The following is a 21,519-nucleotide window of genomic DNA, read 5'->3' on the forward strand; positions in this document are numbered from 1 at the left end:
TTTATTGGAGAAAGTGCTATTCTTGAACGAGGTCGCCGCCGGCTTTTTTCCATGCGCCAACGCCACCCGTTAGGTTGACCAATGGGGACAATCCCATTTCCATCGCGACTGTCGCGGCCAAGGCCGAGCGTCCGCCAGATGCGCAATAAAACACATAGGTCTTGTCTTGATTGAACTCTGGCTTGTGTGCAGGGCTATCTGGGTCGATGTGAAATTCGAGCATTCCACGCGAAGAGGCGACGGCCCCAGCGATGATGCCCGTTTTCGCCTGTTCTATCCCATCGCGAAGATCGACAAAGACGTGGTCAGGTGAGCCGACCAGCGACATCGCTTCTTCTGCGCTGATTGCGGTGACTTGGGACAATGCATCTTTGACGATGTCCTTTGCGCTCTTTGTGATGTTTTGCGGCATTTCCGAATTCCTTGTTCGTTTCGAGCGATACCATTTCAGCATCGCCCCGATTGGCCAATCAACGGCCTCACCGCATCCGCAGCCACAGGCCGCAGGTACGCGCATGGTCGTCGATTTTTGCTTCATATCGCCAGATCAAGCCGTGGCTTCCAAAACGGACGGAAGAGCTCGATCTTGGGGCATCTGTTCATCACGACTTGCAATCCGGCATCCTCGGCTAGCTTTGCTGCCGCATCGTCGTAGACGCCGATCTGGCCCCACAAAACCTTGGCGCCAATCGCGATCGCTTGTTCCGTTATCCCGTACAGCTCTTCTTTGGGGCGGAAGACCTCGACCATGTCCACAGGTCGATCAATTTCTTCGAGCGAATGAAAGACCTTGATGCCTCTGATCTCAGAGAGGTTCGGGTTGGGGTTAACCGGCATCATATCGTAGCCGGTTTCATGCAGCACCCGCAGTACGCCATAGCTGAATTTTGTCTTGTCCGCGCTGGCCCCGATCATTGCGATGGTTTTGACCGATTTAAGGATATCAGCGAGGTATTTGGCGTCGTAGTCGTACAGTTCGTCCAATGCATTGGCTGGCATGGATCAGACCTCCTTTGGTGTCGCGATGTCCGCTTTCAACTCGTGTGGTTCGAGCGGATCAAGAAAGGGATTGCGATAGAGTTTGTCGTGGCTTTCGATACCGATCTCGAGGGTACAGTCCGACGTGGCGCGTGCAACGCACAGCAAGACATACCCGTTGTCGAGTTGCCGATTGTTAAGGGCAACTTGGCGACGTTGATCGACCTCTCCAGACGTTAGCTTGGCTGCGCAGGTGATGCAGCCGCCGTATTTGCAGCCATAGGGCAGGTCGACGCCGTGGTCGCGCAAGCTGTCCAATAGGGGGCGGCGTGCATCAATCTCGTATGTGGCAGCATCGCGATTGGCGATTGTGATTGTATGTGTCTCGCTCACAGCCAAATGTCGCTTGTACAATCACCGCCCGGATACCGGGTTTCGTGGCAACGGCTGGGACCATTAGGTTCCTGTCCAAAATCAACGATAAAGTCTTTGTTGACCTTCATGCCGCCATTTTCGACGTCGCAGTCAATCATCAACATGACACCACCTTGGGTGCGGATCTCGGGGTAGAACTGATTGTCCCAAGTCGAAAAGAGGGATGTCGTTACATAGAGCCGTTTTCCATCAAGCGAGAGCTGGTACATCTGTGGGCCACCTGCAACTTTTACGCCGTTCACTTCGGGCGCTTTGCCCAGCAATCCGCCCATCCAGACTTGACCCGTCAGTGCCGGCTTGTGGGGATCTGAAATATCATACTGGCGCATATCGCCGTGCAGCCAGTTGTTCAAATAGAGGTACTTGTCGTCCATCGAAACGAGGATTGCCGACATCACGCCCGGGACAGGAATGGGCCATTCAGGATGCGGCTCGTTCTCAACATCGATGATCTTTTCCCATTCCCATTTGCCTTCGTCAGTCTTCCAGAAGTGGATGACGTTTGCACTTAGGGCCGCGCCGCAAAATCCATGACTGCTGTCAGGGTCGTGTAAGAATTTTACCTCTAGTGGGATCAAGCCATCTTCGCCGAGATACATCGTCTCGATCGGTTTCTTCTTCTCAAAATCCCAAATGTGGAGACGCCGCCCGTACTTGAGATGTCCAACCTCTTCGAGGTCAAAGCCCGGCATAAACGTATTGGGTGCGGCCCACTCGGATGAGATCATCACGTTGTGGCGCGGCTGGTACCAGAAATCGTAGCTGAAGGGGATGTCCCCCATCGTCTCTTCCCAGCGGCCTACAATTTCAAAATCTTTGTTCAGGTGCAGATACCCACCTGGGGCTTCACCCTTTGCGTTGCCCAGAAAGGAGATTATGATTTCTGAACCTAGGCAGTGGACAGTATGGGGCCCGCTTAGATCGGTCTTTGATTTGATTTCGGCACCATCAATCACTTTGTGCAAACGCGGCGCATAGGGGTCAGTTGCGGTATCAACGACGTGAATGTTGTTGGAACGCACGCCGGGGACCAGCAAGTACTTGCGGCTCATTCCTGCGTCATCGTGGCATGACGAACAGGCATTCCATCCCATGTGGTGTAGCTCGTCCCCAATGCCCGGCATCTCGAGCCGGTGAATGACTTGGCTGTACGTGGGGCTATCGGGATCCGCATCTACAGTTGCGAGGTAGTCGGGTTTTTGAATGCCCGTACCTGTGTAGATCGCAATGGTGTAAAGCAGTTTTTCACGAGGCGCTTTGATCGCTGCCGCAGGGCTAGAGTAGCCGGGGCCACAACATTCTAGGTCCATCATCACATTCCTCTCTTGCGATCAAGTCGCAATTCTCGTAAATCGATAATTAGATTCTTACAAGGTAAAAAATGCACTTAGAGCGCCTCACCAGTATTCTCGAAATTGTCGGACAGAAAAATGTGGCGACAGTGGCTGAAGTTTGTAGCCACACAGAGCTTCCTAAGCCGACGGTATATCGGTTGGTGCAGGATCTCGTTTCCGTGGGGTTGTTGAGCTCGGTTGAGCGGGGGCATTTCGCCCTTGGTAGCCGACTGAACCGCATAACTCGAAACGAAGATTCCGATCCAGCCTTGTTAGAGATCATTTCACCCACGCTTGCGCGTGCGGCTCAGGCACATGGTGCGGCCTTTTTCGTTTCAAGACTTCGGGGGAGATCGGTTGAAATCATCCACGTCGAGACACCTGACAACGGCGTGTCGTACCTGCACCCGGGTGTCGGGAAACGTCCGCTTCATGCGTGCTCTTGCTCCAAGGTCATCGCGGCGTTTTCACCAGAGCTGCTCACAAAAAACGACCTGACGGGCCATCTCAAGAAATACACTGAAAACACCATCACTAGTCTCGAAGCTTTGGAACAAGAGCTCGGTGCCATCAGGTCACGAGGCTATGCCGAATGCATAGAAGAGCTCGAAAGAGGTATTTGTTCTGTCGCGACCACACTGATGAAATCTGGGCACGGCAAAACGCTTTCCATTGGTGTGACCGCATCAACGCGAGTGCTCACCGCCAAAAAGCGGGAAGACATGGGGCAAGAACTGCAGGACATGGCGCGAGAAATTTCTGACACTCTTGGATGGTACGAAACCAGCGCCAGCCTGAGAGTGGGGTAGTCTGCAGTTGTTCTACTGCGATGTGCCGCCTTCGCGCATCTTTTTGGCCAGATATCGCCGAGCGGGCACTTTTTCCCAACTTGACGAACCAGCGAGAATCTCCCACAAGAATCTCTGATGGTTTTCAGGCGCCGAACATGCGTTTGGAATGAAAAGGGAATACGGTAAGGAAGAGCGAATACGCGCCAAATCCGTAACTGCCCCCGCAACTGTATGCGGCGAGTAACCTCGATTGATGCCACTGAGCCTTCGGCTTGGGAAGGCTCGAGGAAACGCTGATCCGCAAGTCAGGAGACCTGCCATCACGCGACGTTTCGGCGTTGTGCACGTTACTCAATTCAGGCGGGGTGTCTGGTTCGGGGATCATGATGGTTAAACGGGCCACTATTTCTCGTTCTTCATGACATCCAACCTATCGGCACCGCGTGATCGCGGAGGGCGAAATGGACAAACAAGCGACCCATAGAATAACGGTTTGCACGTCTTGCAAGCACAAAGGCAGCGTATGCCGACCCGGCTACGAGCTGATTGAAAAGTTGCGAAAAGCGATCGAGGTTGCTGGCGACACGATCCCCGAGAATTTCGAGGTCTCAGGCGTGGCTTGCATGGCGGGTTGTGATCGTCCGTGCACTGTCGCCTATCATGGCAGCCACAAAGCGACCTATTTGTTTGGCGATATCGACCCAGATGTCGATGTGGACGACCTTGTCACCTTTGCCCAGCAATATGCCTATCTTCATGACGGGTGGTGTTCGTCTGTTGATCGTCCCGGGAAATTGCGGGGCTCGACACTTGCGCGGATTCCATCAGCGATCATTGGGATCGAAGCCAGCACTGCGCGGGCATCATGATCGCCGCCGATCTCGACGTGCAAGATGTAAGTTGGGGACCCGCCAAAGCGATGGCGCCAGTCTTGCATTCCACGACGTTCAAAGTATCCGCTGGGCGTGTCGTAGGTGTGGTGGGGCCAAATGGCGCAGGCAAGTCCACGCTGCTGCGTCTGCTGTACCGCTTTCAGCAACCGGCGACAGGTCAGGTTCAAATCGGTGGCACCGATATTTGGTCCATGAAAGCGCGCGACTGTGCCAAACAAATTGCGGCGGTCTTGCAAGAACAAGTCTCAGCATTTGGCCTGACGGTGCGGGAAATTGTCAGCCTTGGCCGTACGCCGCATCTATCAGGCTTTTCGTTCGGCGGGGCAGGGAACGAACAGGTTGTTGATGCTGTCCTGACGCGATTGGACCTGCACCATTTGGCGGGTCGGGTCTTTGGCACTCTTTCGGGCGGCGAACGCCAAAGGGTTATGATTGCGCGTGCTTTGACGCAGGAACCGCAGGTTCTGATCCTTGACGAACCGACCAACCATCTCGACGTGCGTCACCAATTAGAGGTCGTGTCGCTGATCCGCAGTCTCGGTCTGACAATCGTTGTCTCGCTGCATGACCTGAATATGGCTGTTGGCGTTTGTGACGACGTTCTCGTTCTAAAGGACGGTCACCCGAAGGGGTTTGGCCCGCCCGAAACACTTCTAACCGATAGGCTCGTGTCAGACACTTTTCACGTAGATGCCCGGCGCGAAAATCTTGCGACGAGCGGGTCATCTCATTTCACTTTTACTCTTCCTAATTAAGGTTGGAACTCGAACATGAAACTCACACTGACAACTCTTTCGGGCATGTTGATTGCGGGCACTGTCGCGGCTGAAACGACAGTCCAGAGCTGTGATCGCGAAGTAAGCTTTGACGGCCCGCCGCAAGCGGCGATTTCGAACGATGTGAACCTAACTGAAATGATGCTGGTTCTGGGCCTCGCTGACAAGATGGTGGGCTACACAGGTATTTCCGGCTGGAACAAGTTGGACGCAGAAATGGCCGAAGGGGTGGCCGAGCTACCCGAACTGTCATCACAATACCCTTCCAAAGAGGTCTTGATTGGTGCAGACGCCGACTTTTTCTTTGCGGGTTGGAACTACGGCATGAAAGTTGGGGGGGAAGTCACGCCCGAGACTTTGGACCCCTTTGGTATCCAAGTGTACGAACTCACGGAAAGCTGCATCCACATTGGCGAAAAAGAAGCCGCCTCGATGGATGACATGTACAACGACATTCGCAATCTCGGTGCCATCTTCGAGGTGTCCGACCGCGCCGAGGACTTGATCGAAGGCTATCAAACAGATCTGGCGACGTTCTTGTCTGAACAGCCTGCTCTTGATGCGGCTCCTCGGGTGTTTGTCTATGACAGTGGCGAAGACGTTCCATTCACTGCAGGTCGCTATGCCATGCCAAACGCGCTGATCGAAGCTGCAGGTGGCACCAACATCATGAACGACTTTGAGAAAAGCTGGGCGACAGTCGGGTGGGAGGCCGTTGTTGAACGGAACCCCGAAGTCATCATGATCGTGAACTACGGTGAAGTCACAGCAGTCCAAAAGCGCGAGTTTATGATGTCAAACTCGGCGTTTGCAGATATCGATGCTGTGCGCAATGATCGGTTTGTTGTGCTCGAGTATGTCGAAGCCACCCCCGGGCCACGCAACATTCAAGCGGTCAAAACTCTTGCCGCGGCCTTTCGTGCTGAGTGATTGAAAATGACACCGACAGCACCATCGAATAAAGGACACCCCAAGCTCTTTGGCAGAGTTTGGGTCACGGGCATCTTAGGTGCTCTTGCCCTTGTGGCATCCTTGTCGATTGCTGTCAGTGTCGGGGCAATCTCGATCCCGCTTGAGACCGTTTGGGGCATCCTAATCAACAAGATCGCGCCAGACACTGTGCCAGTAGACTGGTCTAAAGGTCGCGAAGCCATTGTCTGGGATATCCGTTTTCCGAGGGCGATCCTTGCGTGTTTTGTTGGTGCGGGCTTGGCGATTGTTGGGGCAAGCCTTCAGGCCGTGACACGCAATCCATTGGCCGATCCGCATCTGCTGGGCATCTCGTCCGGCGGGGCATTTGGCGCAATTTTGGCATTGCTGCATACGGGATTATTTATCGGTCTCTTGACTGTCCCGTTGTTGGCATTTCTTGGCGCGCTTGGGGCCACAATGATCGTTCTAGCCGTGTCGCAATTTGCATCAGCCACTAGTGCTGACAGATTGGTTCTGGCCGGTGTCGCGGTTTCCTTCATCGTTATGTCCGCCGCGAATGTCCTGATTTTTCTCGGTGATCCTAAGGCCGCACATACTGTGGTGTTCTGGATGTTAGGTGGGTTGGGCCTGGCGCAATGGGACCAGCTGCTCTACCCGGGTGTCACACTGTTTGGCTGCGGCATATATCTGTGGCTCAAATCTGGATCGCTCAATGCCATGACGGTTGGCGATGAAACGGCCACAACGCTGGGCATACCTGTCGCGCGGTTCCGGCTGACGGTCTTTGTGATCGGTGCATTGATCACAGGTGTCATGGTCGCCTTTTCTGGCATCATCGGTTTCGTTGGCCTTATGATCCCCCATATTGTGCGTCTGATGATGGGTGGCGACTATCGTCGTCTTTTGCCTATCGCTGCTATCTGCGGCGCTGTGTTCCTTGTGTGGGCGGATATTATTGCCAGAACAGTTATGGCGCCGGACGACATGCCGATCGGTATCGTGACAGGGCTGGCCGGCGGCGTGTTCTTTGTTTGGCTTCTGCGACACAGGGTGGAATGATCGGCGCGTTCTGTTTTCGCGCTGAACATTGTTCTTTGTCCACAAGAAACCCCTGGCTCCTTGCGTCAGTTGCAACATAGGTTACGATCTGTTGCGCGAGAGGTAACGCCATGCAGCTCGAACCAAAACACATCTTGAGCTTTAGAACCGCCCTTGTGACCGGCACAATCCGCGCAGCGGCAGATCAGCTTGGGCTGGAACCATCGACCGTTAGCCGGAACATATCGTCATTGGAAAAGCATCTGGCGACGGCGTTGATCGAGCGGGGCCGCAAAGGCGTTATGCCGACAGAGGCGGGTGCGCTGCTGTTGAAATACGTCCAAAGGCAAAGTGGCGAAATGGAAACGTTGCGATCACAACTGGATGCTCACGCGAACATGGAGCGTGGGACAATCTCGGTTGCTTTGGGCGAAGGGTTTGTCGGTGATTTTTCGCAATCGGTGTTGGCGGCGTTTTCCCGAGATCATCCCGAGATTACGTTTTCTCTAAATGTTGGTTCGACCGAGCAAGTAAAAGATGCGGTGGCCGAGGATTTGGCTCATGTCGGACTGGCCTTTGATATGGCACCCGACCCACGGCTGAACGTCATTGCCCAAACGGAACGCCAACTCGTTGTGATTTGCCGTAGTGGTGGCAAGTTTTATGCGGACGGCGCGATGAATGTCGCGGATTTTGCCAAACTTCCCTGTGCGTTTCTGAGCCGAGGATATGGTGTCGGGGCCGTGATTGCCGAAATGGAAGCGTCCTATGGATTTCGCGCGCGCGCAGTGATGGAAACTGAATCTATCGCGGCCCTCAAAGCCTTTGTTCGACGCGACCTCGGCATCACTCTTTTGCCCGAGTTTGTCGTGGCTGACGACATTAGGGCAGGGATCTTGCGGGTGCGCCAAGTTGCGGCACCGAATTTTGGCATGGGCAAAGTCAGATTTAAATGCAGATTTTGCCACCCCGCCAAATCTGACGCTGTATTCTCGATCCAGCAAGAGCGAGATTGAGGCCACAATTTACGAACCACTCGTTTGCCTAATCCTACAAGGCAGCAAGACCACGTCCATTGGTGACGAGATTGCGGTTCTGACCGCCGGCGATGCGTTATTGGTCAGCCATGACCTGCCGGTTGTGTCGCGGATTACCAAGGCGAGCGTGGGCGAGCCATACATCGCTTTGATCCTCGCTCTCGATCTTGGGGTGGTGCGTAGTCTCTGTAACCAGGTCGCGGATGCAGACCTGCCCGAGGCAAGCCCACAGACATTGTCGGTTTGGCAGGCTGATCCTAAATGGCTTGGGCCGCTGACGAGATATGCGGAATTGACCGGAAATACGATGGACACTCAGGTGCTTGGGCCGTCGATCTTGCGCGAAATTCACTATCGTCTTTTGCTCTCACCTATTGGTGGCATGCTGCGTCGCATGATGACGGCTGACAGCCATGCGAACCGTATCGCGAAGGCAATCCAAATGCTGCGAAACGAATTCCGGACCTCGATTAGCATGGCGGAACTCGCAGATTGGGCAGGGATGAGCACGTCATCCTTTCATACGCATTTCAAGGCTTTCACGAGCACGACGCCGCTGCAGTATCAAAAGGACTTTTGCCTGATCGCGGCACGCACATTGCTCGTTCAGGATGGCCGTTCAGTGACCGATACCGCCTATGCGGTCGGCTATGAAAGTCCGACACACTTCAGCCGCGACTACAGCAAGAAATTCGGCTTGCCACCAAGTCTAGAAGGCGGACAGACCGATTAGAGGCCCGCGTGGATCGACGGGTTCTGCCCGTTGTGACAGGCCACAAGGCAATCTTCAGCTAATAAGGTGCCCCCAAACGAAAACAGGCCCCAAGAGGGGGCCTGTTTCAAAAGTTTGATGTAGGGTGAGGCGCTTACGCCTTGCCCTTCCAAGGAACCAAAAGGCGTTCGGCGTAGCGCATCAACATGTCGATGCCAAAGCCGATCACACCAATCAAGATGATGCCCATGATCACAATGTCAGTGTTCTGGAACTTGGCCGCGGTCATGATCATCATACCTGCACCTTGCGATGCAGCGACGAGTTCTGCGGCAACAACCGTACCCCAACAAACACCCATCGCAACGCGTGCACCGGTAAAGATCTCGGGCAGTGAGTTCGGGATGATCACGTGACGCATCAGTTGCCATTTGCTGGCACCCAATGAATAGGCCGCGTGTACCTTACTGATGTTCACACCAGAGACACCTGAACGGGCTGCAATCGCCATGATCCAGAGTGCGGCAAGGAACAGAAGAATGATCTTACCGCTTTCTCCGATACCGAACCAGATGATGACCAGTGGGATCAACGCAAGCGGCGGCACAGGGCGCATGAATTCAACGATTGGATCGAACCAACCGCGGAACCAATTGCTCAGGCCCATGGCATAGCCTAGTGGGATACCGATCAACGCACCGAAGAAGAAGCCGACGACCACGCGGAATAGCGAGTAACCGAGGTGCTCCCAAAGGCTAAAGTCACGGAAACCTTCTTTGGCAATTTTGAGCGTCCGGCTCCAAACTGTTTCAGGCGAAGGAAGATACAGAGGCTGCATCTGCCACCCTTTGGATGGGACAAAGTTTGGTGTTCCCTTGTCCGACAAGGTGACTTCACCGCCGTCTACTTCGACAGTACCACCGCGTTTGATTGGTTCGCCATTGATGGCGACAACGACCGCACCGTCCGATTTGGTAATGTCATCGTTGCTATCAACACGCACGAGAGCCGAGCGCCATTGTGCAACGGTCGCGGTATCGTTTTTAGCAAAACCGTCACCGGGTTCGACTTCTACAGGATCTGGATCCTCGGCACGGGGGTGCACGATGAACGTCACCGTCGCATCGTCGCGCTCACCGTTTGCTTCGGCTGAGTATGTAAAGGACGTCTGTCCTTCAAACGGGGCCGGAGCGTGTAGAAAACGCGGGATCAGAGCGGAGCCTGTGAACATGCCCCAAAGCAGGAACAATGTCAGGACAGAGATGACACCAGCAGCACGGTTAGGGCGTACTGCACTTTCATCACCAAACGTCACTGTCTTGAGCGACGTATAGTCGGACGCGCTGGCACCTTGGATGCGGGTGACTACGAAAAACGCAGTTGCGAAAATCAGGATATATAGAATAAGAGGGATCATGATCCTGTCTCCGTACGGCCCATAATTTCTTCTTCCATGTCCCAGATCATCGATAGGATCTCTTCGCGACGCGGATTGAATTCGGGGTGCTTCTTGACCTCACGTAGGTCTGCTCCGACGCCAAGTTCGGCGAACGGCAATTGATATTCGGTGTGGATACGACCGGGACGGGGCGCCATAACAATCAGACGCTCGCCCAGCAGCAATGCTTCTTCGACCGAGTGGGTGATCAAGATGATCGTCTTGCCGGTCTCTTTCCATAGCTTTAGCACAAGAGACTGCATCTTTTCACGAGTCAACGCGTCCAACGCACCGAGTGGCTCGTCCATCAAGATGACGTCGGGCTCGTTGGCGAGGCAGCGGGCCAAAGCCACACGTTGCTGCATGCCGCCAGACAGTTCGTAGACCATCTTTTCCTTAAAGTCCTGAAGGCCGACGATATCGAGCAAGTTATCAACTTCGGAATTATAATCCGAGGCAGGTTTGCCAGCCATGCGAGGGCCAAAGCTCACGTTGTCACGGACGGACATCCATTCGAACAAAGCGCCCTGTTGGAACACCATCCCACGTTCGGCATCGGGGCCGGTGATCTGTTTGCCGTTCAGCATAAGTTTACCGCCGGTGGGGGCCAGAAAGCCGGCCACAATATTTAGCAATGTTGTCTTGCCGCAACCCGAAGGTCCGAGCACGCTGAGCAGCTCGCCTTCTTTCAGGTCCAGCGAAACGTTCTCAAGCGCTTGGACAGCTCCACCATTTGGGAGCTCAAAGCGCATTGATAGATTGTCTATGGATAAACCGGTCATTTTGTCCCCTATTGCACGCAGCTCGCAGGTTATGTCCCGGGCGCAGCGCAAAAATTATTCAATAGTAGCGAAAGGCCCGACGCAGAACGCGCCGGGCCTTTGCGTTTGGTTTACATGCTTGCCGCGGACTGAAGTGGACCGAGGTTTACAGTGCCTTCGTAGCTGTCGAGCGAGCTATCGATCGAGCCGGACTCGACGAATACGTCTGCAACGCCTTTCATGAAGGCCGCAGCGTTTCCGCCCAACCAAGCGTCAGACAGCTGCTCTTCAACTGTTGGGAACTTGAATGTCGACAGCGAAGCTGCAGTCGCTTCAACGTCCATACCAGACTCCTTAGCGATCACTGCCAGCATCTCATCGGAACCGTCAGCAGCCCAAGAAGCGTTTGCTTCAGCAGTTACAGCAAGGAACTTAGCGACTGTTTCGCCGTTCTCTGCAATGTAGTCAGCAGGTGCTGTTGTGACGTCAAACACTAGGATGCCCAGTGCTTCTTTTTCTGCACCAGTCAACAGAACGTTGCCGCTCTCTTTCATTGTGTTCAGGGCGCCGCCCCAACCACAAGCGAAGTCAACGTCGCCTTGGCTTAGTGCAGCAGCGCCTTCAGCAGGTGCCATGTCAACAACAGTCAACGAGCCCAGAGCAACACCGAAGTGGTCCATCTGGCGCAAGAAGCCGTAGTGAGCAGCTGTACCCAGTGGTACGGCAACTTTTTTGCCCGCCAGCTCAGCCGCCGATGCAGCGTCGATCTCGAGGCCCGAGTTTACAACGCAGTTGTCGTTGTCCGAGTAGGACACAGCAACGTCAACGATCTGGATGTCCTGACCGCCTGATGCAGCAACAACGAAAGGTGGAACACCCTGAGATACGGACAGCTGAACGTCGCCAGATGCCATAGCTGCGGACATTGCAGTACCTGTGTCGAACGAGACCCAGTTCACTTTTACGCCGAGCGCTTCGTCATATGCACCAGAGGCTTTTGCTGCCAAGAACGGCATTGGCCACTCGAGGAAATAGCCAACAGTGATTTCACCATGGCCACCGGCCATAACCGTTGTGCCGGACAGAGCAGCGACAGCGCCGAGGACCGTACCCAAAATTGCTTTTTTCATCTTGTTCTCCCTGAACTATCCTTTGGCGTACGGGCACCGGACAGTTTCAATTTTGTAAAACCCGCATTTCGAAGTGCGTGACTAAGGTTGAGACATTCATCCCGTCACACAATTTCTAGGCACATCAGGCAGTCATGCGCAACAAGTTGCCTTGATTGAGTTTGCGTGACACATGATAGGAATAGCCTCTGAATTGTGCCCAAGTGGTCCCAAAATGCGGAGATTCATTAGAGAAACTCGCAAAAATTGGGCGGGTTGGTCAAAATCAACATCTAAACTGGCCTTAGAACTGACCCATTCTGGCCCTATAAAGGCCGTTGGCAAAAGCCTGCACAGTGCGGAATATTTTCGCTCAATGTTTTAGATCGCATAGGAAACCGTCATCACAAGCAGACAAGGTGCGGCACGGTTCATGCAGAGGGTGCCAACGCTGGAATCGCAGAAATTCAGAATGACGATCCATCGTTTGATTTTTGTTTTGAAGCAGATCAGCGCTTGGGCCACTCAATGCGTCTGGTTGTGCTTCAGGCGGGCTAACATGTGTTCGACAGACGCTGTAAACAGTGAGGGGTCTCGTTGGGCTCTGGCGGCCAGCTGTCCACCTTCGAGCAAAGCAAGGGTTGCTGCAGCTTCTGATCTGGGATCGCTGACGCCCGCGATGCTGTTATCATGTTGTCCCGCTTGGAACACGTCGCGCAGCCACTGTCTGAGGTCTGTCCGGAACGCACAAATCTCGGTCAATGCAGCGCCCGACAGGCTATCTCGGCTCGCTGAAAACGCGACACACAAACACATGCTTGCCCCGTCTTGAAGCGCATCATGATAGACATCAACCAATGCCCTCAATCGTCCGGCACCCGTTTCGTGGCTTTGATCGATGTCATTTCGGAGCTTTTTGAAATGCGCGCAATACTGCTGAAGCAAAGCGACTGACAGGGTCTCTTTGGTCGGAAAGTGATGATGGACACTGGCTTTGCGAATGCCGACCTCTTGCGCCAGATCGGCATAACTGAACCCATCAAACCCTCGTGCCCGTGCAACACGTTCTGCGGCTTGCAACAATGCTGTTTTGGTATCAGGACTCATGAGTCTACCTTTTCGGACAAGAGCGTGGCGGCTGTATTTTCTGCAGCCTCTAATGCGCCTTCGATGTATCCACCGAACTGGGGGGCGACCTCGGTTCCCGAGAAATGTAGCGCACCAGCCCACAGATTTTGCATCGCGTCAGGCAATCCATAGGTTGGGTGCGCAAAAAGCGGTTCGAGATCTGCTTGCGTCGAAGTGTGAGGGTCAAACGCCCAATCTTTGACAAAGAGCTCGTTCGGATCGGCAGCCTTGGGGCCAAACAGTCGCTCAAATTGCCGTTTCAGATGCTCGCGTAACAGCGCCTCGTCTTTTCGTCCTTGGGGCGGAACGCCAATGAAGCCGAACAATGCGTAGGGCCCGTGATCGGCAGGAGACGCGTCGTGGACTTCGACCATTGGGCCAACTCGGCTGTGGGCATCGCCAGAGAATCCAGCCTCTCGCCAAAACGGCGTGTCGTAAACGGCCAGTGCTTTTGCCTGACCTGCCATCCAAGTTGCGATGTTGCTCATTGCGTTGGTCGCCGCAATGGGCAAGGGCGGCGTGAATGTCAGTGTGGCTGCAAGCCTAGGAGGCAGGGCGAAAACAACGTGATCGGCGACAATACTATCCCCTGATGCAAGCGTGACGCGGCACCTTTCGTTTTCGCGAGACACCGCAGTCACTTGGGACTGCAAATGCAACCGCTCAGGGGGCAGTGCTGCGACCAAGGCGTGGATCAGCGCAGCGAGCCCGTTGTCCAAGCGGTATGATCCACGCATCGACGCAAAGCCACGCTCGCGGTGAACCTGTCTGGCCTGATCCTCAAATGTCAGTGTTCCGTCGTAGAATTGCTCGAACACAGACAGACCAAACCGTTCGATCATCCGGGCGATCCGAGGTTGACCGTCCCAAAACCACGCAGGCCCCATGTCGAAACCACCAGCACCAAATTGCTGTGTCAGAATGCGGCCGCCAAACCGGTCACGCGCTTCAAGCACGACAAAGTCTTCGCCTGCGGTCGCGAGGATATCAGCAAGCGCTAGTCCTGAAAGGCCGCCACCTATGATGACGGTTCCAGTTTGGTCCGCGAGGCGGTGATTGTTCATGGGGCGGGGGCTTTGGCAAACGGGAGATGCCCGGTTTTGAGCCAAAGGGTTGCGCCCTCTGGTCCGGCTTGGACCTCAAGCGGCGCACCGTTTGGCAGGCGAAGCCATGCTCCGCGTCCCAATGTTTCGTTGCTCTCAACCACGGATCCGCTCAATACCAGAATCTCTGTCCCGCCGGTGTCCGAATTGCTGAACGCGGCACCCACATCCAATGCGCAATAGCTCACGTTTTCGCGGTCATCACGGTGCAGCTCGGCGCTGGCAATACCATCAACAGAGCTGCCTACAAGATCGGCCATCGTCTTTCGGAACTGGGTGCGATCCTCCATGTCGAACTGCCAGAGCTTTACAAAAATTGTACAGCCTTCGTCAGAGCGGGGGGTGTGCGACGTCGTCGGAGGATTGCGTACGTATGTTCCGGCAGGGTAATCGCCGTGTTCGTCTTGGAACACTCCATCAAGAACGATGAATTCCTCACCGCCAGTGTGCGTGTGCGCAGAAAATGCACTGTTAGGTGCATAGCGGACGATGGTTGTGGCGCGGGCGACTTCACCACCGATGCGGTCGAGCATCCGCCTGTCGACCCCAGGCATAGGTGAGGCGATCCAGTCGGTTTGTTCTGAATGCACGACAATGCGGCTGTCAAAATCTGTGTTGAGGTCCATTTCGCTCTCTTATGTCTTGTTTGCCTTTACCTACCAGTAGGTAGGGATTTATCAAATAACAAATCTGTGACGGCTTGCGTTTAAAGAATTGTCATCAATGGGGTGGTGGTTGCGAGGTCTTCAGACAACACGATTACGTTCTCGATGCGTTGGCCAACCAATTGCCTAAGAGCAGGCTTCGCAATGACGGCCGCTGGGGTAGAGGTCGCCATCCGCAAGGCCGTGCCAAGAGAAACACCAACACTATCCACCAAACGTTTGACGGCCTCATGCAGGGTCAGGTGCGCGCCTGCCAAATTTCCGGCCGAGTTTACGAGCCGGCCGTCAGCCTGTGTTATGGTTTGCCCATAGAGGACAAAGTGATCCGGCCCACCGACTGTCGCCATTGCGTCTGACACGGCAAAGGCGCGGTTTTGGCCCGCAACTGCGTTTAGCGCCAGTTTGATCATGCGGTCGTCGACATGATGTCCGTCACAAATCATCCCGAAATGAGCGTCTGAAGCTAACAAGGCACCGACCGCACCCGGCGCGCGCCCTTGCATCTGCGACATTGCGTTAAATAGGTGGGTGCCACATCGCGCACCTGCACTCAGCGCGGCGTCAATTTCACCAGCGGTTGCATCTGTATGGCCGAGAGATACGATCGCGCCGAGATTGGTCAGGTCACTGATATCAGCTGTCGTCGCAGCCTCTGGGGCAACCGTAATCATCACCGGCACATCATGTGCACGAAGCGCGCGGACGCAGTCCAAGGTTCTTTCATCCATTGGACGAATGAATTCTGAGGCGTGAGTGCCGCGCCGTGCCTGTGCAATGTGGGGCCCTTCGATGTGCAATCCCAGCAGCCCGTCTTGTCCAATGCACGCGATCGCGGCTTGGACGGCGCGGTCTAGCACGTCAGGGTGATCGGTAATCACCGTTGGTAGAATCGCCGTTGTGCCATGTTTGCGATGTGCGGCTGCAATCGTGAGAAATCCATCTGGTGTGGGGGTCGTATTGACCATGACGCCACCACCCCCGTTGACTTGGAGGTCTACAAATCCGGGCGAAACGCATCCAGCAAGTTGGCGCGCCTGTGGTGTTGCGTCGACAATTTCGGCAATCCTACCATTCGAGATGCGGAACCCAGCATCACGTTGCAAGTGCAGCCCGTCGAACAAGGCGTTCGGTTTAAAAATCCTGTCATTCATTGGTTTGTGCCTGCCATGCGGCATAGGCCGCACCTCGTGCGCCACTGGCGTCGCCACCTTCGGCACATACAACAGGGGGATGCGGGAACGTCCCTATTTGGATTGTCTGTGCCGCATGCATGAGTTCGTTTGCCAAGCCGTCGATCTGGCTTAGCCCACCGCCCAAGACAATCACATCGGGATCGATGGTTAGTGTCAGTGTCTGGATAAGCTCGGCGGCGATTGCGCACCATGCGGTCCAAACTCTGTGCATATCGCCCGTGCGTCGTTGGGCGATGTTAGTAGGTGTCAGATCTAGACCGGCGATGATTTGGGCAATTTTCTGTAGGCCGGGGCCAGAGAGATAGCTTTCAAAACATCCATCGCGCCCGCATCCACAGGGCAGGATAGGCAGGTCATAGTTTGCGATTACGTGCGCCGGTGCCGCGATATGTCCGAACTCTCCAGCCAACCCAGAAGGGCCGCCCGCGAGGCGCTTATCAATGCAAACACCGCCACCCAATCCTGTGCCTAGGATGACGGCCGCAACTGTGCGGTGCGCACAGCCAGCACCAAATACGGCTTCCGACATGGTGAATGCATCGGCATCATTTAGATAGGAAATCGGCCGCCCGATTGCCGCATGAATATCGCGGGGCATAGGCATGTTGTTTGCGGCAAGATTGGCGGCAATGATCAGGTCTGTCTGCGGGTGGAACACACCAGCCGCGCCAATCCCAACCGGCAATGGTGTTCCCGATTGCGCGTCCGCCCATGCGATTTGATCTGCTATGGCGGAGACGAGTTCGGGGTACGTATCAGGTGTCGCGCAGCGCTGGCGGGCGATTGGCGTCCAAGCGGCATCAAACACCTGACACTCGATCTTGGTTCCGCCAATGTCTAATCCTGCCGCGATCATACGTTCTCCTTGCGGCGTCGGGGGCCACTGCTGCACGGGATGTATATCCAAGGCGCTGCAAACTGTCCAAAGCGAATACACTGGTCTTTTGGTTCGTCGCGGCCTAGTTCCCAAGGCAGGGCTGACCGATAGGATCCTGATATGAAACTACATTCTAGCGACGACGCCCGCAGGATTGCCAAGCGTAAACTGCCGTGGATGGTTTTCGACTATATCGACGGTGCCGCTGGCCGCGAAACAGGGGCTGCGCGTAATAGGGCCGCCTTTGACGCAATGACCTGCGCCCCGCATTCTACGTGATGTCAGCCAGCGTGATCTAGGGGCAAATGTCTTTGGCACCTCGACAAAGGCACCGTTTGGGATCAGCCCGATGGGTATGTGCAATCTGTCGGCGCCGGGTGCGGATTTGATGCTGGCTCGGCTCGCTGCGCGCGAACAGGTGCCGCTTGGTGTTTCAACGGTCGCCTCGACGGCAATGGAGTCGCTGATAGAAGAGGCCGAAGGTCACGCATGGTTCCAGCTCTACTTTAGCGGTGATGGGGTCGGCACGTTCAAGCTTGTCGAACGGGCTAAGGCGGCCGGATATAAAACGATCGTCCTGACGGTCGATGTGGCGGAGGTTGGGCGACGCCCTCGCGAGTTGCGGCACGGATTTACAATGCCGTTTCGCATTGGCCCAAAACAGTTTCTGGATTTCGCGGCGCACCCTGTGTGGTCTTTGTCGACTTTGTTCAAAGGCCGTCCTGAGATGGCGAATTTTCAGCGGGACGGCTATGAATTTGACCGTACCGAAAGCCGCACGAGGGCGGATTGGGACACTTTGCGCCGTCTGCGAGATATGTGGCCAGGCAATCTGGTCGTAAAGGGTGTGTTGGATCCTGACGATGCCGTCGCACTGCGGGATGCGGGTGTTGATGCGGTCCAAGTCTCAAGCCACGGCGCCCGCCAGCTTGAAAGCGCACCAGCACCTATTCACGCATTGAGCGCGGTCAGGGCAGCCGTCGGCCCAGACTACCCGCTGTTTTTTGATAGTGGGCTGCTAGGTGGCGAAGACGTGGTTAAGGCCTACGCGCAGGGGGCTAACTTTGCGTTCCTTGGGCGCAACCTACAATTCGCGATTACCGCTGGCGGCGAAGAGGGGCTGAGCCAACTGTGGAGCGTACTGCGTGATGAAACGAGCATCACGCTTGCGCAAATTGGTGCGACATCCTTGGCCCAGGGACCGTTGGCTGCTTCGCTCTCGTCGGACTAACTGTCTGAACTAACGGTTTTCCACGTGACCACCGGTTCTGGTGGCTGTGCGCATGGCAACTAGTCTTCGGGTGTATGATCCTGCGAAACAGTACTGCGATACCGTTCGGTCAAATCCTCTGGCACTTCATTCCCGTCGTTGAGAAACGGAAGAACGCCCTTGCGCAGGGATGCACCGCGGCTTGCGACGATTTCGGCGTCGGACTTGGTCACACGCTGTGACATGCGGCGGCCCCATTCGGCGAGATACCCATAGAGCCTGTCAATTTCGCTTTGATGGGTGTCGTCTTTGGCCAGATCATCAAATTCGTCAGGATCGGTGTCGAGATCAAACAGCATCGGGCGGAAACCGCCTTCGGCGTGCATCAATTTGTATCGCCCGTCAAAGACCATAAAGAGCCGTGCATCACGGGGCTCTAGGCCCAGCTTGGCGCATTGCGGTGTCGACGAATAATCGTATTCGCTAATCGCATAACGCCGGTCGGTGGTGTCGACCCCGGTCAAATACGGGACGAGGCTGCGCCCCTCTAGGATATGATCTGCAACGGTGCCATCTGCGGTCTCGACAAAGGTTGGGGCCAAATCAATAGCCTCGACCAGAGCATCACAGGTCGTGCCGCGCGTGTTGTCGGCCTGCGCACGCGGGTCAAATACAATCAGCGGAACCTTAACTGATGGATCATGAAACAGATCCTTTTCGCCTAACCAATGATCCCCGAGATAATCGCCGTGATCGGACGTCAAAACGATCATGGTTTCCTTGTCCTGACCTATGGACTCGAGATGATCCAAGAGCCGTCCAAGTTGATCGTCACATTGTTTGATCAGGCCCATGTAGGCAGGGATCACCTTGTCGCGTACGTCGTCATTTTGGAACGCAGCGGCGACTTTGTTGCCCATGTATGCGCCGTAGACGGGGTGGGGGTCCTCGCGCTCGACCGCATGCCGCGAGGCTGCTGGGACATGCTCGGGGCCGAACATGTCATGGTAGGGGGCCGGAACGATATAGGGCCAGTGTGGTTTGATATAGCTGACGTGCGCGCACCACGGGCCTTTGGCTTGGTCCATGAACCGAATGGTCTCGGATGTGAGCCACGGCGTTTCACTGTCCTCTTCGCGGATGTTTGCGGGCTTGTCCGCGTTCTCGAACATCCAGCCAGAGGCCGCCGTGCCGTTGTCTAGGCCCGCGTTTGCATGATCCGCCCAAGGGTTTTCAGCGGCGTATCCTTGCGAATTGAGGAATTCATTATAAGGCGATCGTTTCTCGTCATAAAATCCGTCTGGACCTTCGGCCCATAGGCCATCATCCCGCACCCAGACGTCAAAGCCGCACTCGGCCTGGCGCGCACCGATCATGCTGTCTGGGCTTAGACCGAGACGGGCCATACCTTCGGCGTCAACCTTCATATGGGTTTTGCCGATCAGCCAACAATCCATGCCAGCGCGGCGCAAGTGATCGCCCATAGTTTGCTCGCCGACACGTAATGGAAATCCGTTCCACTGTGCGCCGTGAGACGACGTATAGCGGCCTGTATAGGTGCTCATCCGGCTGGCGCCACAAATCGGGGATTGGACGTAGCAATTGGTAAATCGAACCCCTTTGGCCGCGACACGATCGAAATTCGGGGTCTTCAAATGTGGATGCCCAGCACAGCTGAGGTAGTCGAACCGCAGTTGGTCATACATGATAAACAGAATGTTCATGTGTCGCTTCCTTTACGTGGCGGGGCGTAGTCCGCCGATATTGTCTCGCCCAACTCGGATCGCCACGAACATAGCAATGATCCATCCGGTAAAGACGGCAGTGCCAATAGCCAGCCAAACGCCCCAAACATCCATACCGACGATCCCGACCAACAGCCAGATAAAGAACGCCACGCCGAACCCTTGGCGGTAGATACCGATCCAGAGTGTCCAAATCGGTTTCTTCAGCGCTTGGAGGAAGGAGTTGATAGAAAACAGCATCATGTAGAACGGGAACAAAAAGCTGTCGATGCGCAGATAGCTGCGACCAATTTCGATCACTTGTGCGTCTTGGGTGAACAGCCCCATCGCGTATCCACCGCCGAACCAAAGGGCAGGGGCCGCAATGACGGTCATGGCAAAGCCGAGTTTCCAACAGAAAAATAGTGCTTCACGTACGCGTTCGTGATCTGCTGCACCAAAGTTCTGTGCCGCAATTGGCAACAGTGCACCCGTCATGCCCAAGACAGGCAGCAACAGGATTTGTTCGATCCGAAGTGCTACGCCGTAGGCTGCGATCGCTTCTCCGCCAAACCCTTTGAGGGCGAATTGCACGACAAAGCCCGATATAAACATAACCATCATCGCCGTGCTGGCCGGAGCCATCTGTGCTGCGATTTCTTTGAACGTGGATAGCTCGGGTCGGAATGCTGCGCGGTGTGCACCGGCCATCGTCTTGAGTTTGGAAATTTGCAGCAGGATATAGGCCATCACGCCCGTTTGGCTGATGACGGTTGCCAACGCGATCCCGTTAAACCCGATGCCGTTCCAAACAGTCGGAATGCCAAATATCAGCAATGGGTTCAGGACGACGTTGGCGAAAAACGCGACCATCAAGGCCCGTTGCATCGACCTTGTATCGCCATGTGCCTGCAAAATCCCGTTCATCCCATAGGCCAGCATAAAGCCTGGGAGTGAGAAAAGAAGAACGCCAAAGTAACCAGTAGCTGCGTCTCGATAGCTGCCGGGTTCGGACACTAGCGTGATCAGCCAAGGCCCCCAGATTGCGCCGCCAATCATCAAGACGACCGTCGCGATGATGCCAAAGCTGATGCCTTGGGCCGCATAGCGCTGGGCGCTGTCGTCGTCCTTGCCGCCTTTGGCATTGCTGACCAATGTCGACAGGGCTGAGCTAAGGCCAAACCCCACGGCCATCATGATAAAGAACGCTTGGAAGCCGATTGACAGGCCCGCCTGCGCATCTGTCCCGATTTTACCTGCGAAATACGTGTCGACCACATTGTAGAGAGTTGTGAACAACATCCCGATGGCCGCGGGGATCGCAAGGTTGCGAAAATGTCCTGAGATCGCACCGGTCGTTAGATCGTCCTTTGCCTGCGCCATG

21 protein-coding genes, 1 pseudogene and 1 riboswitch are annotated in these 21,519 nt (G+C 55.1%); of the genes and pseudogenes, 8 read left to right on the top strand and 14 right to left on the bottom strand.

The features are described from left to right. Positions 1-16 precede the first annotated feature (16 nt). From TR2A62_RS01250 to TR2A62_RS01265, 4 genes are read right to left on the bottom strand one after another with little or no spacing between them, the layout of a single operon-like run. Positions 17-538 (bottom strand): rhodanese-like domain-containing protein, encoded by a 522-nt coding sequence (locus tag TR2A62_RS01250; RefSeq protein ID WP_009157870.1) that lies wholly within the window; start codon positions 536-538, stop codon positions 17-19. Further along, complete coding sequence (locus tag TR2A62_RS01255; RefSeq protein ID WP_009158967.1) at positions 535-999, bottom strand: CoA-binding protein; 465 nt, start codon at positions 997-999, stop codon at positions 535-537. The genes TR2A62_RS01250 and TR2A62_RS01255 overlap by 4 nt, the downstream gene beginning before the upstream one ends. A 3-nt stretch (positions 1,000-1,002) precedes the next feature. Beyond that, positions 1,003-1,371, bottom strand: coding sequence for a 2Fe-2S iron-sulfur cluster-binding protein (locus TR2A62_RS01260; protein ID WP_009159965.1), 369 nt, complete (start codon positions 1,369-1,371; stop codon positions 1,003-1,005). Continuing rightward, positions 1,368-2,726 carry a selenium-binding family protein gene (locus TR2A62_RS01265; RefSeq protein WP_009158083.1) on the bottom strand — a complete coding sequence of 453 codons (1,359 nt, stop codon included), beginning with the start codon at positions 2,724-2,726 and terminating at the stop codon, positions 1,368-1,370. The genes TR2A62_RS01260 and TR2A62_RS01265 overlap by 4 nt, the downstream gene beginning before the upstream one ends. 68 nt (positions 2,727-2,794) lie before the next feature. On the opposite strand from TR2A62_RS01265, the gene TR2A62_RS01270 reads away from it, so the two are divergent. From TR2A62_RS01270 to TR2A62_RS01300, 7 genes are all read left to right on the top strand, one after another. Then, positions 2,795-3,556, top strand: coding sequence for an IclR family transcriptional regulator (locus tag TR2A62_RS01270; protein ID WP_009158998.1), 762 nt, complete (start codon positions 2,795-2,797; stop codon positions 3,554-3,556). A 101-nt stretch (positions 3,557-3,657) separates the two neighbouring features. Beyond that, positions 3,658-3,875, top strand: a riboswitch (cobalamin riboswitch). 124 nt (positions 3,876-3,999) lie between these two features. Beyond that, positions 4,000-4,407 (top strand): DUF1636 domain-containing protein, encoded by a 408-nt coding sequence (locus tag TR2A62_RS01275; protein WP_040820999.1) that lies wholly within the window; start codon positions 4,000-4,002, stop codon positions 4,405-4,407. Continuing rightward, positions 4,404-5,186, top strand: a complete 783-nt coding sequence (locus TR2A62_RS01280; protein ID WP_009157621.1) for an ABC transporter ATP-binding protein — start codon at positions 4,404-4,406, stop codon at positions 5,184-5,186. The genes TR2A62_RS01275 and TR2A62_RS01280 overlap by 4 nt, the downstream gene beginning before the upstream one ends. A gap of 15 nt (positions 5,187-5,201) precedes the next feature. Next, positions 5,202-6,137, top strand: a complete 936-nt coding sequence (locus TR2A62_RS01285; RefSeq protein WP_009158969.1) for an ABC transporter substrate-binding protein — start codon at positions 5,202-5,204, stop codon at positions 6,135-6,137. Positions 6,138-6,143: 6 nt separating this feature from the next. Then, positions 6,144-7,199: an iron ABC transporter permease gene (locus TR2A62_RS01290; protein WP_009158433.1), complete on the top strand. Its 1,056-nt coding sequence runs from the start codon at positions 6,144-6,146 to the stop codon at positions 7,197-7,199. 110 nt (positions 7,200-7,309) lie between these two features. After that, a complete protein-coding gene (locus TR2A62_RS01295) occupies positions 7,310-8,194 on the top strand; it encodes a LysR family transcriptional regulator (RefSeq protein ID WP_009157675.1) in 885 nt (294 codons plus the stop codon). After that, complete coding sequence (locus TR2A62_RS01300) at positions 8,106-8,948, top strand: AraC family transcriptional regulator (RefSeq protein WP_190275688.1); 843 nt, start codon at positions 8,106-8,108, stop codon at positions 8,946-8,948. Before TR2A62_RS01295 ends, TR2A62_RS01300 begins: the two co-directional genes overlap by 89 nt. A gap of 133 nt (positions 8,949-9,081) precedes the next feature. Here the strand turns inward: TR2A62_RS01300 and TR2A62_RS01305 are convergent, their stop codons facing one another. The 8 genes from TR2A62_RS01305 to TR2A62_RS01340 form a co-directional block, all read right to left on the bottom strand. After that, complete coding sequence (locus TR2A62_RS01305; RefSeq protein WP_009157684.1) at positions 9,082-10,344, bottom strand: ABC transporter permease; 1,263 nt, start codon at positions 10,342-10,344, stop codon at positions 9,082-9,084. Beyond that, a complete protein-coding gene (locus tag TR2A62_RS01310) occupies positions 10,341-11,147 on the bottom strand; it encodes a taurine ABC transporter ATP-binding protein (RefSeq protein ID WP_009160382.1) in 807 nt (268 codons plus the stop codon). Before TR2A62_RS01310 ends, TR2A62_RS01305 begins: the two co-directional genes overlap by 4 nt. A 110-nt stretch (positions 11,148-11,257) precedes the next feature. After that, positions 11,258-12,256 (bottom strand): ABC transporter substrate-binding protein, encoded by a 999-nt coding sequence (locus TR2A62_RS01315; protein WP_009158740.1) that lies wholly within the window; start codon positions 12,254-12,256, stop codon positions 11,258-11,260. 504 nt (positions 12,257-12,760) lie between these two features. After that, positions 12,761-13,342: a TetR/AcrR family transcriptional regulator gene (locus TR2A62_RS01320; protein WP_009160793.1), complete on the bottom strand. Its 582-nt coding sequence runs from the start codon at positions 13,340-13,342 to the stop codon at positions 12,761-12,763. Beyond that, positions 13,339-14,427, bottom strand: a complete 1,089-nt coding sequence (locus TR2A62_RS01325) for an NAD(P)/FAD-dependent oxidoreductase (RefSeq protein ID WP_009159374.1) — start codon at positions 14,425-14,427, stop codon at positions 13,339-13,341. Before TR2A62_RS01325 ends, TR2A62_RS01320 begins: the two co-directional genes overlap by 4 nt. Beyond that, entirely contained in the window at positions 14,424-15,092 is a 669-nt protein-coding gene (locus TR2A62_RS01330) for a cupin domain-containing protein (RefSeq protein ID WP_009158352.1), read from the bottom strand. Before TR2A62_RS01330 ends, TR2A62_RS01325 begins: the two co-directional genes overlap by 4 nt. An 80-nt stretch (positions 15,093-15,172) precedes the next feature. Beyond that, positions 15,173-16,282 (bottom strand): N-acetylglucosamine-6-phosphate deacetylase, encoded by a 1,110-nt coding sequence (gene nagA, locus TR2A62_RS01335; RefSeq protein WP_009157325.1) that lies wholly within the window; start codon positions 16,280-16,282, stop codon positions 15,173-15,175. Continuing rightward, the gene (locus tag TR2A62_RS01340) at positions 16,275-17,180 is read right to left on the bottom strand and encodes an ROK family protein (RefSeq protein WP_009160592.1); all 906 of its coding nucleotides are present in this window, start codon (positions 17,178-17,180) and stop codon (positions 16,275-16,277) included. The genes nagA and TR2A62_RS01340 overlap by 8 nt, the downstream gene beginning before the upstream one ends. Before the next feature lie 141 nt (positions 17,181-17,321). On the opposite strand from TR2A62_RS01340, the pseudogene TR2A62_RS01345 reads away from it, so the two are divergent. Continuing rightward, a pseudogene (locus TR2A62_RS01345) lies at positions 17,322-18,432 on the top strand (alpha-hydroxy acid oxidase). Positions 18,433-18,491: 59 nt separating this feature from the next. Here TR2A62_RS01345 and TR2A62_RS01350 read toward each other — a convergent pair. Then, positions 18,492-20,135, bottom strand: a complete 1,644-nt coding sequence (locus TR2A62_RS01350; protein ID WP_009157762.1) for a sulfatase-like hydrolase/transferase — start codon at positions 20,133-20,135, stop codon at positions 18,492-18,494. Positions 20,136-20,147: 12 nt separating this feature from the next. Next, positions 20,148-21,518, bottom strand: a complete 1,371-nt coding sequence (locus tag TR2A62_RS01355; RefSeq protein ID WP_009159226.1) for an MATE family efflux transporter — start codon at positions 21,516-21,518, stop codon at positions 20,148-20,150. Between the last annotated feature and the right edge of the window lies 1 nt (position 21,519).

It is taken from the genome of Thalassobium sp. R2A62, assembly GCF_000161835.1.
In the GTDB taxonomy this organism is placed as follows: domain Bacteria; phylum Pseudomonadota; class Alphaproteobacteria; order Rhodobacterales; family Rhodobacteraceae; genus Thalassobium.